At 60.6% G+C, this 15,678-nt stretch carries 14 protein-coding genes; 6 read left to right on the forward strand and 8 right to left on the reverse strand.

Features of this window, described 5'->3' with window-relative positions:
• Positions 1 to 8 precede the first annotated feature (8 nt).
• Positions 9 to 512: a hypothetical protein gene (locus tag BX592_RS01780; protein ID WP_134190012.1), complete on the reverse strand. Its 504-nt coding sequence runs from the start codon at positions 510 to 512 to the stop codon at positions 9 to 11.
• A gap of 334 nt (positions 513 to 846) precedes the next feature.
• Between BX592_RS01780 and BX592_RS01785 the strand changes: the two genes are divergently transcribed.
• The 5 genes from BX592_RS01785 (at position 847) to BX592_RS01805 (ending at position 5,345) form a co-directional block, all read left to right on the forward strand.
• A complete protein-coding gene (locus BX592_RS01785; protein WP_134189913.1) occupies positions 847 to 1,323 on the forward strand; it encodes a YMGG-like glycine zipper-containing protein in 477 nt (158 codons plus the stop codon).
• Positions 1,324 to 1,349: 26 nt separating this feature from the next.
• Entirely contained in the window at positions 1,350 to 1,748 is a 399-nt protein-coding gene (locus BX592_RS01790; RefSeq protein ID WP_134189914.1) for a hypothetical protein, read from the forward strand.
• Between the two features lie 174 nt (positions 1,749 to 1,922).
• On the forward strand, positions 1,923 to 3,467 hold the full coding sequence (locus BX592_RS01795) for a DUF3300 domain-containing protein (RefSeq protein WP_134189915.1): 1,545 nt from the start codon (positions 1,923 to 1,925) through the stop codon (positions 3,465 to 3,467).
• Between the two features lie 11 nt (positions 3,468 to 3,478).
• The gene (locus BX592_RS01800) at positions 3,479 to 4,396 is read left to right on the forward strand and encodes a DUF2950 domain-containing protein (RefSeq protein WP_134189916.1); all 918 of its coding nucleotides are present in this window, start codon (positions 3,479 to 3,481) and stop codon (positions 4,394 to 4,396) included.
• A 58-nt stretch (positions 4,397 to 4,454) separates the two neighbouring features.
• A complete protein-coding gene (locus tag BX592_RS01805) occupies positions 4,455 to 5,345 on the forward strand; it encodes a hypothetical protein (protein ID WP_134189917.1) in 891 nt (296 codons plus the stop codon).
• Between the two features lie 49 nt (positions 5,346 to 5,394).
• Here BX592_RS01805 and arcC read toward each other — a convergent pair whose 3' ends face one another.
• The 7 genes from arcC to BX592_RS01840 form a co-directional block, all read right to left on the reverse strand.
• The gene (gene arcC, locus BX592_RS01810) at positions 5,395 to 6,336 is read right to left on the reverse strand and encodes a carbamate kinase (protein ID WP_208327832.1); all 942 of its coding nucleotides are present in this window, start codon (positions 6,334 to 6,336) and stop codon (positions 5,395 to 5,397) included.
• A gap of 88 nt (positions 6,337 to 6,424) precedes the next feature.
• Positions 6,425 to 7,435: an ornithine carbamoyltransferase gene (locus BX592_RS01815; RefSeq protein ID WP_134189919.1), complete on the reverse strand. Its 1,011-nt coding sequence runs from the start codon at positions 7,433 to 7,435 to the stop codon at positions 6,425 to 6,427.
• 41 nt (positions 7,436 to 7,476) lie between these two features.
• On the reverse strand, positions 7,477 to 8,730 hold the full coding sequence (gene arcA, locus BX592_RS01820) for an arginine deiminase (protein ID WP_134189920.1): 1,254 nt from the start codon (positions 8,728 to 8,730) through the stop codon (positions 7,477 to 7,479).
• A 21-nt stretch (positions 8,731 to 8,751) separates the two neighbouring features.
• Positions 8,752 to 10,209 (reverse strand): arginine-ornithine antiporter, encoded by a 1,458-nt coding sequence (arcD, locus tag BX592_RS01825; protein WP_134189921.1) that lies wholly within the window; start codon positions 10,207 to 10,209, stop codon positions 8,752 to 8,754.
• A 378-nt stretch (positions 10,210 to 10,587) separates the two neighbouring features.
• Positions 10,588 to 12,222, reverse strand: a complete 1,635-nt coding sequence (locus tag BX592_RS01830; RefSeq protein ID WP_134189922.1) for an NAD-dependent malic enzyme — start codon at positions 12,220 to 12,222, stop codon at positions 10,588 to 10,590.
• A gap of 10 nt (positions 12,223 to 12,232) precedes the next feature.
• Positions 12,233 to 13,639 (reverse strand): class II fumarate hydratase, encoded by a 1,407-nt coding sequence (fumC, locus tag BX592_RS01835; protein ID WP_134189923.1) that lies wholly within the window; start codon positions 13,637 to 13,639, stop codon positions 12,233 to 12,235.
• Positions 13,640 to 13,980: 341 nt separating this feature from the next.
• The gene (locus BX592_RS01840; protein WP_134189924.1) at positions 13,981 to 14,997 is read right to left on the reverse strand and encodes a 1-aminocyclopropane-1-carboxylate deaminase; all 1,017 of its coding nucleotides are present in this window, start codon (positions 14,995 to 14,997) and stop codon (positions 13,981 to 13,983) included.
• A 149-nt stretch (positions 14,998 to 15,146) separates the two neighbouring features.
• Here BX592_RS01840 and BX592_RS01845 point away from each other — a divergent pair, with 149 nt between their 5' ends.
• Positions 15,147 to 15,647 (forward strand): Lrp/AsnC family transcriptional regulator, encoded by a 501-nt coding sequence (locus BX592_RS01845; protein WP_134189925.1) that lies wholly within the window; start codon positions 15,147 to 15,149, stop codon positions 15,645 to 15,647.
• Positions 15,648 to 15,678 lie beyond the last annotated feature (31 nt).

Genomic DNA, 15,678 nt, shown 5'->3' on the forward strand with positions numbered 1-15,678 from the left:
TAACGTTTCTAGAACCTGCCGCGCATGCTCGGATCGCGCGTGGTATCCGGCGTCTTCTGCGTGAGCCGCAGAATTCCCTGGTCGTCGAAGTAGAAGCTGAATATCAGGTTGGTGATGTTGTTTTCCTGATAGCGATACGACCAGACCTCGCGCTGCATGCGCCTGAAGTAGGACGTCTCGAACGGACGGCCGAAATTGACCAGCACGTCGTCGCGCGTCCACACGCCGACCTGCGCGCGAGCAAACTCACTCGCCTGGAGGACTTGCCTCGCGCTGACGACCTTGCCGGATGCATCGATGTCGACCGCCGTGGTAGTCGTGCCCATCGGCTGCGTCGGCCACATCAGCCGCCGGCCGCCATCCGGCAGATTGTAGGTTTCGCGCGGCGGACCCAGTCGTGCGATGACCGACGCTTCATCGGCGCCAGGCTGGATTTGCTGATGCGGCTGCGCACACGCGGATATCACCAGAATTAACGCGCAAGCACGCAGCCAGGCGAAACGCCTGCTCATCATCGTTCTCCCTTCGGCGGTCGCGGCGGGCTGCGTCGGGTCGTGTCAGAGTACTCAGTATCCCGATGGAATAGGCCGACCTGATGCCGACTCACGAGTGACCAACAAGCTTATTACACCGATATCGCCCCCGGTATTGGATCAAGGTCCAATATCGTTTTGCGCGTCGGCGTCCGATACTCGATCGTGGCGGCACATCGATTGAAAACGGGCGCGCCGCGCGATGGCGGCATACCGCAACTTTTTCAAACAACGTTACCAATCGACACGCGCCGCGGCTATTACAGGAAACGCCCGCAATGCGTGAAGCGGGTTGTCAAAAGGTTCTCGATCCATGACTCGAACGATACGACTTGCGCCGGCACTGGCGATCATGCTGCTGATCGGCAGTGCGCATGCGCAGCAACCGATCATTTACCCCGCGAAGGGCCAGAGCCCGCAGCAGCAGGCGAGCGATATGGGCCAATGCCAGGCGTGGGCGAAACAAACGACCGGCGTCGACCCTGCGGCGCTTGCTCAGCGCGCGGCGAACCAGCCTCCGCCACCCGGGCCGCAAGGCGAACGGGTGCGAGGCGCCGCGGGCGGCGCAGCGATGGGTGCGGCGATTGGTGCGATCGCGGGCGACGCGGGTAAGGGCGCGGCGATCGGCGCGGTGACCGGCACGGTGGGAGGCGGCATTCGCCAACGCCGCAATGCGTCCGCCGCCGCGCAGCAACAACAGGCTGTCGCGCAAGATACATCGCAGCAACTGGCTGTTTTCAACCGCGCGCTATCGGCGTGCATGAGTGGACGAGGCTACACAATCAACTAGCTTCCACGCTAGCGGAGGTGACGACCGTGAAGAGAACACTAACAGCAATCTCTTGCGCCGTTGCCAGCGCGCTTGTGCCGACGTGGAGCGTTGCTGCGGATTTCGACGGCAAAACGCCGCTGATCTGTGCTACCTACGATGCGCATTCGTGCGACCCCGGCGTGCTATGCGAGCGCGCGTTGCCTGGCGATATCGGCTTGCCGCAGTTCATGCGAGTCGACTTCGCGAAGAAGACGATCGAAGGCACGTCGCGCACGACTCCGATCCAGTCCATCGACAAGACGCCGGGACAAGTCCTGATGCAGGGCAACGAGTTGGGTTTTGGCTGGACGATGGTGATCGACTCGGCCACCGGCGAGATGACCTCGACGATCGTGAACCGCGACAGCACGTTCGTGATGTTCGGTGCGTGCACGCCGAAATAGGCGTTAGTCCACTGCGGCTTGCACCGGGGTTTCAAGCGCAAATGCGAGTGACGCTGGTTTTCCCTGAGGGCTTTTACCGATGCATTGAGCGTGTTGCTTGCAAGTACGGTGCTACAAAACCAGTGTGAATGACCTAACATCATAGTGAGTTGACGCTTCCATCAAGGAGCGGCCATGTCCTCGCGAAATGAACGATGGGCCAGAGCCGTGCGCGTGGGGCTGTTCGTCATGCTGACGTCAGCCGCGGGTTTCGCGCGTGCCCAAACCGATCCCGCCGCGCAGCCGCAGCCTCCCCAGGCCGCTCAACCTGCTCCGCCTGTCCCGTTCAAGCCCGAAGAAATCGAAGCGCTGGTCGCGCCGATCGCGCTTTATCCGGACTCCGTTCTATCGCAAGTGCTGATGGCTTCGACGTATCCGCTTGAAATTGTGCATGCGGCGCGCTGGGTCAAGGCCAACCCGAAAGTGACGGGCGATGCGGCAATCAAGGCTGTCGAGAATGAGCCGTGGGACGTCAGCGTGAAATCGCTCGTTGCTTTCCCGCAAATCCTTGAGCCGATGAATGACAAGCTCGACTGGACGCAAAAGCTGGGCGACGCATTTTTATCACAGGAAAAAGACGTATTTGCCGCGATCCAGCGGTTGCGCGCGCGTGCGCAACAGGCGGGCAATCTTAAGTCAAACGAACAGCAAAACGTGGTCGTCGAGCCGGCGCCGCCTCCCGCAGGTGGAGGTCAGCCCGCGACGCAGACCATTGTGCGCATCGAGCCCGCGAATCCGCAGGTGATCTACGTTCCCGCGTATAACCCGACGGTTGTCTATGGCGCGTGGAGCTATCCGACTTACCCGCCGTACTACTGGCCGCCACCGCCCGCTTATTATCCGGGTGCGGCGCTCGCGACTGGCTTTGCGTGGGGCGTCGGCCTTGCCGCTGCCGGTGCGATTTTCAGCAACTGCAACTGGGGTGGCAGCGACGTCAATATCAACGTCAACAAGGCGGCCAATATCGACCGCAACTTCAATAGCGCGAAGGTGCAAGGCAACGGCAACCGCTGGCAGCATGATGCGAGCCATCGGCAGGGCGTCGCGTATCGCGACAATGCGACGCGCAACAAGTATGCGGGCAATGTTCCTGGCGCGGAGGGCCGATCCGATTTCCGCGGGCGCAATAACGGTGCGAATCAGGGGGCGAGCGTCGCGGATCGTGCGGGAGCGGGCAATCGCGCTGCTGCGGCCGATCGGGCTGGTGCTGGTAATCGTGCGGCAACGGCGGACCGCGGAGGCGCCGGTGCAAATGCCGGTAATCGCGCAACAACGGCGGACCGTGGAGGCGCAGGCGCGGGCAATCGTGCGACAACAGCGGACCGTGGCGGTGCAGGTGTCGGCAATCGCGCGACGACAGCGGACCGTGGCGGTGCAGGCGCGGGCAATCGCGCGACGACAGCGGACCGCGGCAACATCGGCGATCGCGGTGGTGCATCGAACCGTGGAGGCACAGGCAACATCAGCCGCGCCAGCGACCAGGTAGGCGGCGGCGGTTTCGGTGGCGGTTATGGAGGCGGCGGGCGCGACAGTGCGTTCTCGGGCGTAGGCGCCGGCGGTGCGACTCAACGCAGCGCGGATCGCGGACGTTCCAGCATGCAAAGCTCGGGCTTCAGCCGTCCGAGCGGTGGTGGCATGCGGGGCGGTGGTGGTGGCATGCGCGGCGGTGGCAGACGCTAGGAGACGACAGTATGAAGCTCTGGTTACGGTTCCCCTCCGTCTCGCTCGCCGGCGCCCTTCGAGCCGTCGCCGCCGTCTGCGTGTTTGGCGCCGCGGCACTGCCCAACGCTCACGCGGAAAAGGACTTCAGTACGCCGCAAGCCGCGATGGACGCGTTGGGCGAGGCGGTTGCCAACAATGAGGAAAGCGCGCTGCAGGCGATCTTCGGCCGCGACTTCCGTCAGTTGATTCCGCCGGTCGGCGCGGACGTACGCAATCGCTTTGTCGACGAATGGGGCGTATCGCACACGGTGCAGCCTGTAGACGACACGCATGCGCGAATTGCGGTCGGCAACGACGGATGGACGTTTCCGATTCCGCTCGTGAAATCCGCGCAGGGGTGGCACTTCGATATGCGCGCGGGCGCCGAGGAAATGCGGGTACGCCGCATCGGACGTAACGAGCTCGCGGTGATCCAGACGATGCTCGCGATCTACGACGCGCAGCGCGAATACGCATCGACCACTCACAGCGCGGACGGTTTGTATGCGTACGCATCGAAGCTACGCAGCACGCCGGGCAAGCAGGACGGCCTGTACTGGCCGACGGCGCCGGACGAAGCGCCCAGTCCACTAGGTCCCGCGTTTATCAAGGCCGGCTCGCCCAAAATGGACGGCTCCGGATATCACGGTTACCACTACAAGCTGCTCACGTCGCAGGGCTCACACGCACCGGGCGGTGCCTACGACTACATGACGCATGGCCGGCTGTTCGGTGGCTTCGCGGTGATCGCATGGCCGGTGAAATACGACGAAACCGGCATCAAGACCTTTATGGTGAGTCATGCAGGGCAGGTCTACGAACGGGACCTGGGCCCGGATGGCGCGGCCATCGCCAGCGCGATGAAGTCGTTCGATCCCGGACCGGGTTGGGCGAAAGTCTCGCCTTGATGCGAACGGCGCGCGGCGACAGGCCTCTGTGTCGCCTCGTTCGTATCGGGGAGGCAACATGAACCGGTTCGCCGTTTGCGTTGGCTCGGTCATCGTTACGCTATTCGCCGCGACGTTCGCTAACGCGGCGCTGCGCTACGACTGGGACGAGGTTTTACTCCCGCAAGCCGCTGTGTTTCCGAAACTATCGCGGGAATCCGAGCAGCGCTACTTCGATCAGATGTTTCGTGAGCAGGGCATCGAACCTGACTCGAACAAGGCGCAAATCGTCCGCGCGTGGATCAATAAAATCCGGCAGGACCCGATTATCGCGGCCGCGGTGCCGGGCGGCGCAAAAGGCATCGGCCGGCTGTTTCTCGATACCCAGACGCGCGAAAGCCTGTTGCTGAATGGGCTGGTGCGGCTTTCCGCGGCGGACCGGCTCAGCTACGTGCAGCTTCTATCGAAGTTTCTCGACGAACTGGTTCCAGTCGATTGCTTCGGCCTGTTGAACATGAACGACGTGATGAGCCGGATCTCGCTGCGCGAGATGTCGGACTCGGACGTCGCGCAATATTTCAACCTGCTTTCCAAGGTGCTGGTGAGCGACGCGGTCGATGCGCCGATCGTTCTGCCGACGCGCGAGCAGTACACGGCGGCGAAACAGCAGTTTGCCGATGCGCTATTTGTGCAGCTGAGCGGGGACCAGTCGGATATCACGCGCTTTCAGCACTATTCGGCGCATCCTGCGCAGGCCACGCCCAGCGACGCGTGCTGGGTCACGCGCGTGACGATGCACGCGATTCTGTCGATGCCGGACCCGGGGCGCGACTACATTCTGTTGATCAGCATTCTGCAGTCCGGCGAACAGGCGAAGACTCAGGCTGGCGACCCGGCACCGTCCGAAGCGCGGCCCGCGGCGCCGTCACCGGCGTCCGCGCAGCCGCCCGGCGGGGCACCGGGACGTTAGGCGCCGCGAGCGAGCCGGGCGGGCGTATGGCGCATGGCGTACCAGAACGCTATGCAGGCGGATAAAACTGCATCCCATGTTCACGCGTGCTGACGCGCGTGCCGGCGGCGCGATCGACAATCGCAACGATATCGGGCAGCGCGCCGATCACCGCGTCATTTCCCGTGTTGCGCACGAACTCGATGGCCGCCTGCACCTTCGGCCCCATTGATCCGGACGCGAAACCGAGCCTTTCTAGCTCATCGGGGTGCGCGCGCGAAATGGCTTTCTGCGTCGGCTTGCCCCAGTCGACATACGCGGCGTTGACATCGGTGGCAATGATCAGCAGATCGGCCTCAAGCTCCTGCGCGAGCAGCGCGGAGCACAGGTCCTTGTCGATCACCGCCTCCACGCCGTGCAACTGGCGATTCGGCCCATACGACGTCGGAATGCCGCCGCCGCCCGCGCAGATCACAATCGTGCCTTTCTCGAGCAGCCATTTGACCGGCCGGATTTCGAAGATCCGTTGCGGCCGCGGACTGGCCACCACGCGACGATATTTATCGCCGTCCGGTGCGATGCTCCAGCCTTTCTCCTTCGCGAAGCGTTCCGCTTCTTCCTTCGTGTAAACCGGTCCGATCGGCTTGGTCGGATGATTGAACGCCGGGTCGTCGGGATCGACTTCGACTTGCGTCAGGATCGTCGCGAACGGTATCTCGAAGGGCAGAAGGTTGCCCAATTCCTGCTCGATCATGTAACCGATCATGCCCTCGGTCTGCGCGCCGAGCACATCGAGTGGATACGGCGTGACTTCCTTGTAAGCCGCACTTTGCAGCGCAAGCAGACCGACTTGCGGGCCATTGCCGTGCGCAATCACGAGCTCATTGCCAATTGCGACTTTTGCGATTTGCGCCGCGGCGATTTTTACATTTTCGCGCTGCTGGCTATCCGTCATCGGCTGGCCACGCTGCAGTAGCGCGTTGCCGCCTAAAGCAATCACTAGGCGCACGATAGATCCTCCCAAATAACGCGCAGCCGCGGGTGCCGGAGCGCCGTGCGGCTGCACAGACTGGAGCGACGCCCCGGCGGCGCCGACGCGATCAGATGTCGGCCAGCGTCGAGACGAGAATCGCCTTGATCGTATGCATCCGGTTTTCCGCCTGTTCGAATGCGATGTTGTAGTCGGATTCGAATACGTCCTCTGTCACTTCGATGCCATTCGCGAGGTGCGGATAACGTTCGGAGATCTGTTTGCCAACCTTGGTCTCGCTATTGTGGAACGCGGGCAGGCAGTGCATGAATTTCGTGCGCGGATTGCCGGTCGATTGGATCAAGGCCATGTTCACCTGGTACGGCAGCAGTTCCTTGATGCGCTCGTCCCATGCTTCGACCGGCTCGCCCATCGAGACCCACACGTCGGTGTGAATAAAATCGACACCCTTGACCGCTTCTTTCGGGTCTTCAGTCAGTTTCATCCGCGCGCCGCTTTCCTTCGCGAACCGCTCGCAGGCCGCCAGATGTTCGGCGTTCGGCCAGAGCGACTTCGGTGCGCCGATACGCACATCCATGCCCAGCTTCGCGCCGATCAGCAGCAACGAATTGCCCATGTTGTTGCGCGCATCGCCGAGATACGCATAGCTGATGTCATGCAGCGGTTTGTCCGCGTTTTCGCGCATCGTCAGCACGTCGGCGAGCATTTGCGTTGGGTGGTATTCGTCAGTCAGACCATTGAACACCGGCACGCCGGCAAAGCGTGCGAGCTCCTCGACAATCTCCTGGCTAAAACCGCGGTACTCGATCGCGTCGTACATGCGGCCGAGCACGCGAGCCGTATCCTTCATGCTCTCCTTGTGCCCGATCTGCGACGATGTCGGGTCGATGTATGTGACGTTCGCGCCCTGATCGTGCGCGGCGACTTCAAACGCACAACGCGTGCGTGTCGATGTCTTTTCGAAAATTAGCGCGATGTTTTTGTGCTTCAGATGCTGCTGCTCGGTGCCCGCGTATTTCGCGCGCTTAAGGTCGCGCGATAGATCGAGCATATAGCGCAGCTCACGGGTGCTGTGATGCATCAGGCTCAAAAAGCTACGATTTCGCAGATTGAAGGCCATGAGTCGTCTCCGTCGAATGAGTTAACGCGCTAACGCTTGCTTCAATAATCGACCGCGTCGCGCTGAACCGGGCAGGTCATGCAGTGACCGCCGCCGCGTCCGCGGCCCAGTTCGCCGGCGGTGATCGTGATCACTTCGATGCCTGCCTTGCGGAGCAGCGTGTTGGTAAACGTATTGCGGTCGTAGCCGATCACTACGCCCGGTTCGACGCAGACCATGTTGTTGCCGTCGTCCCATTGCTCGCGTTCCGCGGCAAACGAGTTGCCGCCGGTTTCGACGACGCGTAGTTCCTTCAGGCCCAGTGCATCGCCGACTGCCTTGACGAACGGCTTGTCCTCGCGCTGCACGCTCATCCCGTATGCGCTCTTCTCATCGGGCCGGAGCGTGAACGTGACGATCTGATGGACCACTTCGGGGAAGATCGTGACGAGATCGCGATCGCAGAAGCTGAACACCGTATCGAGGTGCATCGCGGCCCGTGACTTTGGCAGCCCCGCGACCACCACCTGTTCAGCGGCGCCCTTCGCGAACAGCGAGCGCGCGACCTGGCCAATCGCCTGGCGCGACGTACGCTCGCCCATGCCGATCAACACGATGCCTTTGCCGATTGGCATCACGTCGCCACCTTCCAGCGTCGACGCACCGTGATCTTTGTCGGGGTCACCGTACCAGATCTCGAAGTCCTGACCCACGAAGCTCGGGTGGAACTTGTAGATTGCGGCGGCGAGGAGCGTTTCCTTGCGGCGCGCCGGCCAATACATCGGGTTAAGCGTGACACCGCCGTAGATCCAGCAGGTCGTATCGCGGGTAAACACCATGTTCGGCAGCGGTGACAACAGAAAACTCGAATACCCGATGTATTCGCGAAACAGTTTGATAACCGGCGCATCGCTAGCCGGGATATCGTCGATCGACACGCCGCCGATCAGAAACTCGGCAAGCTTGCGCGACTCGAGTTCGTTCATCCACGCGCGTACTTCATTGCTCAAGCCGATGCCGACGGTATCGTCGTTGATCCTGCGATCCAGCACCCACTTGCGTGCTTCCGGGTTGTCCAGCGTCTGCGTCAGCAGGTTGTGCACGTCGAGCACTTCGACACCGCGTTCGCGCATCTTGGTCACGAAGTCGAAATGGTCGCGCTTGGCCTGGCTGACCCACATCACGTCGTCGAACAACAATTCGTCGCAATTGCTCGGTGTCAGCCGTTGATGTGCGAGTCCTGGCGACGACACCATTACCTTGCGCAGCTTGCCGACCTCGGAATAAGCTCCAAGCTTGTTGACCTCGGTACTCATCGCATTTCTCCCATTACGGAATCAAAGCGTCAGGAAGCCCTTGTACAGTCCGAATGCCGCAACGACCGCTGCAATCACGACGGCGGCAAACACCACTTTCTCGATCGATGTAAAAACAGGGCGGCCGTTTTCGCGCTTGGCTTTCGCAAACAGAATGGCACCCGGTGCGTAGAGCAACGCCGACAGCAACAGGTATTTCACGCCGCCCGCGTAGAGCAGCCACACCGCATAGATCACCGCGATGCCCGAGATGATCATGTCTTTGGTGCGCACCGATGCGGCGAGCTTCTGGTAGCCGTCACCGCGTATCGCGATCAGAAACGCGTAGGCGACAGACCAGAGGTAGGGCACGAGGATCATCGATGTCGCGAGGTAGATCAGCGACAGATACGTGCCCTTTGAAAACAGTGTTATGACCAGAAAAACCTGCACCATCGCATTGGTCAGCCACAACGCGTTGGCCGGCACGTTGTTCGCGTTCTCCCTGCGCAGAAACGCGGGCATCGTATGGTCTTTGGCGGCGGAGAACAGAATCTCCGCACAGAGCAGCACCCATGACAACAGCGCACCCGCTAGCGAAATCGCAAGCCCGACGCTGATCAGAATCGCGCCCCAGTGGCCGACCACGTGTTCGAGCACCCCGGCCATCGACGGATTCTGCAGCTTGGCCAGATCGGGTTGCGTCATGATGCCGAGCGACAGCACGTTGACCAGCACCAGCACGAGCAGCACGGTCAGGAAGCCGATCACGGTTGCGCGACCGACGTCGCTGCGTCTTTCCGCACGCGCGGAAAAAATGCTCGCGCCTTCGATGCCGACGAATACCCACACTGTCACCAGCATCATGTTGCGGACCTGATTCATCACGCTGCCCAACTGCGGATTGGATTTCCCCCAGACGTCCGCGGTGAAAATGTCGAGCCTGAATGCGAAGAAGCAGATCACGATAAACAGCACGATCGGTACGATCTTCGCGACGGTCGTGATCTGATTGACGAAGGTCGCTTCCCTGATGCCGCGCAACACGAGCGCATGTACGCACCACAGCAGCACCGATGCGCAGACGATCGCAATGACCGTATTGCCTTCGCCGAATACCGGGAAGAAGTAGCCCAGCGTGCTGAACAGCAAAACGAAGTAGCCAACATTGCCGAGCCACGCACTGATCCAGTAACCCCACGCGGATGAAAAACCCATGTAATCGCCGAAGCCGGCCTGCGCATACGCGTAGACGCCGCCATCGAGGTCGGGTTTGCGAATCGCGAGTGTCTGGAAAACGAAAGCCAGCATCAGCATGCCAATGCCGGTGATCACCCATCCGATCAGCACGGCGCCGACATCGGCGCTATTGGCCATGTTCTGCGGCAAAGAGAAAATGCCTCCGCCGACCATCGATCCGATAACCAGCGCAGTGAGTGCACCGAGCCGCAGCTTATGCGTGGTGGGCTCGGCGTGAGTGACGCCCGTTGCTTCATTCATGTCTCCTCCCTGCGGCTCGCGCATGCGGGTTCCGCGTCGACCCCTTGCCTTATGGGCATTGCTTGGACGCAGAACCTGCACCAGGACATGTGCAATTCAGCTAGTTATTTCCGTATGCTAAATAAGAGAGACGGGCTGACAGAAGTAGAGCGCCGGACCCTGGCTATCGCGATCCTGCTTGCCAGCAATTGTTGCCATCGGAGACGAAGTGTTCGTAAATCATTCTGGTAGATGAAGTCGAATACTTCAAGGGCGGGATATGAATTGCCCAAATAGCATGTGGAGAAGCAACAGTGACTTTTATCAGGATATTTAACGTTTCACTGTCGCTTCAATAATCCGAAAAACGGCGGCGGCGCCTCAGGGGCGCCGCTTTTATCACGCTGTATACGCGGATTTATAGGCGCGCTCGCGGATATACGCTTCGATGTCCGCGGGGCGCGGAACGCGGGCCAGATCTTTGTCAAAGATGTGTTCGGCGACCCGTGCGGCGACGTGCAGCGACGCATCGAGAATCTTCGCCTGAGGCGGATAGATCAACCCGGTCTCAAGGCTTTCCTCCGAGACCTGCTCCGCTACTGCCTTGGCCGCGACGATAAACATCTCCTCGGTGACGCGGGTCGCTTCGGTCGCGTACACCGCCATGCCCATTGCCGGGAAGATATAGACATTGTTTCCCTGCCCAGGCACGAATGTGCGGCCGTCGTGAAGCGTCACCGGCGGAAACGGGCTGCCGCTCGCGAAAATCGCGCTGCCGTTCGACCACGCGTACGCTTCTTCCGCAGTGCACTCGGAGCGCGAAGTCGGGTTCGAATACGGGAAGATGATCGGTCGTTCGTTGATCTCCGTCATCGCTTCGATCACTTGCTGGTTGAACAGCTTGGGCACCGTGCTGACGCCGATGATGCCGGTGGGCTTTAGCGTCTTGATCGCTTCGGCGAAAACATTCACCGGCGCATGTTCAATCGCAAACGGTTTCTGGAAATCGGCAAGGTCGCTGCGCGATTTGACCATCAGCCCGTTTACGTCGAATAGCGCGTGGCGAGCGCGCGCTTCGTCGATCGTCAATCCTTCAAGCGTCATCGCTTCGCTGATCAATTCGGCAATGCCGGTTGCCGCCGATCCGCCGCCCAGGAACAGGAAGCGTTGGTCCGTCAGCTTCTGACCGGAAATTCGCAGCGCACCGAATATGCCGGCCAACGCGACTGCGGCTGTGCCCTGGATGTCGTCGTTATACGTGCACAGCTTGTCCTTGTAGCGCGCAAGTAGCGGCACCGCGTTGAAGTTCGCGAAGTCTTCCCACTGCACGCAGCATTTCGGAAATAGCTCCTGCACCGCATCGATAAATTCGCCGACGAACGCGTGATACGGGTCACCGCGCACGCGCTCATGCCGCAGGCCGAGATAAAGCGGGTCTTCGAGCAATTCGTGGTTGTTCGTGCCGACATCCAGCGTCACCGGCATGCAGTATTGCGGCGGCACGCCCGCGCAAGCGGTGTAAAGCGACAGCTTGCCGATTGGAATGCCCATCCCGCCGACGCCAAGGTCGCCGAGGCCGAGAATGCGTTCGCCGTCGGTCACGACGATAAACCGCACATCTTTCTCCGGCCAGTTTTGCAGCAGTTCCTTGATGCGACCCCGCGCGGAGATCGGCAGATACATACCGCGCGAGCCGCGATAAATGTGATCAAACTTCTGGCACGCCTCGCCGACCGTCGGCGTATAGACGATGGGCATAAAGCGCGATGGGTCCGACATCAACGTCGCATAGAACATCGTTTCGTTGCGCGCCTGAAGATCGGACAGATAGAGGTACTTCTGCAGGTCGGTTTCAAGGTGTGCGAGCTCCGAATGCACGCGCGCGGTCTGCAATTCCAGTGTGCGATGCCCCGGCGGCAATAGTCCTTCCAGGTGATGCGTGCGCCGCTCTTCGTCGGTGAACGCGGTGCCCTTGTTCAAGTGAGGCGAGTGCAGAAGGTCGTAACCGGTAAGCGTACTTTGCTGGGTGCTCATCGAAGTCTCCTTATTGTTCAGTAGCGACATAAGGTTTGACCATCTTGCGCGCATCGACAATGCGGTCGAATTCCTCCTCGGTCACGAAACCGAGTTCAAGCGCCGCTTGCCTGAGCGTCTGGTCGTGATCCATCGCGTGGTGCGCGATCTTCGAGGCCTTGTCGTAGCCGATCACCGGCGCGAGCGCGGTGACGAGCATCAGCGAGCGTTCGACGTATTCGCCGATCTTCTTCAGGTTCGGCTGCGTGCCTTCGACAAGGAAGCGCCGGAAGTTCGTGCATCCGTCGGTGAGTAGCGTGATCGATTGCGCGATGTTGTAGATCATCAGCGGCTTGTACACGTTCATCTCGAGGTAGCCGCCTGCGCCGCCGAAGCCGACTGCGACGTCGTTCGCCATCACCTGCACGGCGATCATCGTCAATGCTTCTGCCTGGGTCGGATTCACTTTGCCCGGCATGATCGACGAGCCGGGTTCGTTCTCCGGAATCAGCAGTTCCGCAAAGCCCGCGCGCGGACCGCACGACATCAGCCGGATATCGTTCGCGATCTTGTACAGCGATGCGGCTAGCGTTCGCAGCGCGCCGGAAAGATGGATAAGTGCATCGTGCGCGCCCTGAACGGTGAACTTGTTCGGCGCGCTGACGAACGGCAGCCCGGTGAGCTTCGCGATCTCGTCGGCCACCGCTTCCGCAAAACCCGGCGCGGCGTTGATGCCGGTGCCCACTGCGGTGCCGCCGAGCGCGAGGTGATAGACGCTTTGCAGCGCAGCATCGAGCCTGTCGATATTGTCCTGCAACATGCCCGCATAGCCGGACCATTCCTGCCCGAGCGTCAGCGGTGTTGCATCCTGCATATGCGTGCGGCCGATCTTCACGATGTCGACCCATTCCGTGGCCTTCGCGTCGATCGCATCGTGCAGTTGACGAACCGCGGGGATCAGCCGCTCCGTCGTATTGACGGCTGCGGCAATGTACATCGCCGATGGAAACGAGTCGTTCGACGACTGCGACATGTTCACGTGATCGTTCGGATGCACCGGATGCTTGCTGGCGAGCGGCGTGCCGGCGAGCTGGCAGCAGCGGTTCGAAATCACCTCGTTGACGTTCATGTTGAACTGCGTGCCGCTGCCGGTCATCCACACGTGCAGCGGGAACATGTCGTGATGCTGTCCGTCCAGAATTTCGTCGCATGCCTGTGCAATCAGCTTGTGTGCGGCCGGGTCGAGCCGCTTGCCGGCGAGATTCGCATTCGCGGCCGCTTTTTTCAGCGTCGCGTACGCGGTGATCATTTCGCGCGGAATCAGATCGTGGCCAATATGAAAATGTTCGAGCGAGCGCTGCGTTTGCGCGCCCCATAGCTTGTCGGCCGGCACGGCGACTTCGCCCATGCTGTCAGACTCGGTTCGAACGTTGCTCATCGTCTAGCTCCTTTCAACGGAAATTGGCTGTCGGGTGGGAAGACCGGATGAAGCGACTGCTGAGTGCGCGATCGCAACGCGCGATTGACCGGCTGACTGGCGCGCGTGAACCCGGTGCAAAAGACCAATTGACGATACAGCACGGGATAACCGCGGAATAGCTATACAAACGTCCCGACAGGTGCGAAACGACGTATGGGGGAGGGATACGTTGGTGTTGTCACGTTAAGACGTGATTGACGGCTATCGATACACCAAAGGCCGGCTTGATTCGTCAAGCCGGCCTTTAAATGCAAGAAAAACGAAAGTTGGTGCTGTTAAACAGTGCGTTCTGATGGGGCTTAACCATTGCGGAACAGAAAGCTGTATGCATTCAGTGCGGGTACGCCGCCCAGATGCGCGTATAGCACTTTCGACCCTGGAGCGAATTCATCATTGCGCACCATCTGGATCATCGCATCCATCGATTTGCCTTCGTAAACCGGATCGGTGAGCACGCCTTCCATTCTTGCGCACAGCCGGATCGCGTCCAGCGTGCCTTCATTCGGCAAGCCGTACGCAGGTCCCGCGAAGCGTGTATCCAGAATAACGTCGTTTTCATGGATCGGCTGCGCGAGACCGACTAACTCCGCCGTATGCTTCGCAATGCGTGTGATCTGCGCATGCGTTTTTTCAGGGGTCGCCGACGCGTCAATGCCAATCACGCGGCGTGCTCGACCGTCGGCCGCGAACCCGACCACCATTCCCGCCTGTGTGCTGCCGGTCACCGAACAGACGACGATATAGTCGAACTTGAACCCGAGCGCCTCTTCCTGCTGTCGCACCTCCTCCGCGAAACCGACAAAGCCGAGTCCGCCGAGCGGATGTTCGGAGCAGCCGGCGGGAATCGGAAACGGCTTGCCGCCCGCGGCGCGCACGCTGTCCATCGCGTCTTCCCAGCTCTTGCGAATGCCGATGTCGAAACCGTCCGGCACGAGCCGCACATCCGCACCCATGATGCGCGACATCTGGATATTGCCGACGCGGTCATATACCGCGTCCGAATAGTCGACCCAGTTCTCCTGCACCAGCACGCACTTCATGCCCAGATGCGCGGCGACCGCGGCCACCTGGCGCGTCTGGTTCGACTGAATGCCACCGATCGACACCAGTGTGTCGCAGCCCTGTTCGAGCGCTTCCGGAATCAGGTACTCGAGCTTGCGCGTCTTGTTGCCGCCGAATGCGAGACCGCTATTGCAGTCCTCGCGCTTCGCGTATAGCGACACCTTGCCGCCGAGATGCGCGCTCAGGCGCTTTAACGGAACGATCGGCGTCGGACCAAAGGTCAGCGAATAACGCGGGAAACGTCGCAAGTCCATTGCCGGACTCCTTCCTCTCGGGATGATGGGCTACATGCTAGGAAATCATCTCGAAAATGAGCTTGCAAAGATGAGTCGCCTTGCGTAGTTTTAAAGCGAGAAAGCCGTAACCAGCTTAACTATATTTCTTCAAATGGCGCTTTCACGCAATGAAAAAACCGTCAGTCCGCGCAGCGTCCCAGCAGGAAAGCCTTGAGATCGACCGCGTGGATCGCGCGATTTTGCGGCAGTTGCAGCGCGACGCGTCGATCTCGAATGTCGCACTCGCGGCTAAGGTGAACCTGAGTGCGCCGGCGTGTTTGCGCCGTGTCGAACGGCTGAAGAGCACCGGCTACATCCGTTCGACGGTAGCGCTGCTCGATCCGAAAAGGCTCGATGCGGGCATGCTGGTGTGGATTGGCGTAGTGCTTGACCGGTCAACGCCCGAATCATTCGAGGAATTCGAGCGCCTTGCCCAGAAGGTGCCCGGCTGCATGGAGTGCCATGTCGTAACCGGTGAATTCGACTACTTCATGCTGATCCGCACGCGGGACAACGACAGCTTCAACAAGCTGCATGCGGAGAAGCTGCTCTATTTGCCGGGCGTGCGCCAAATACGATCGTTCATCGCGTTGCGCGAAATCCTGTCGACCACTTCGTTTCCGGTTTGATCGATCTGACGAACTGGTGTCGGTCTGTGCG

This window comes from Paraburkholderia rhizosphaerae, assembly GCF_004366595.1.
GTDB classification, from domain to species: Bacteria; Pseudomonadota; Gammaproteobacteria; order Burkholderiales; family Burkholderiaceae; genus Paraburkholderia; species Paraburkholderia rhizosphaerae.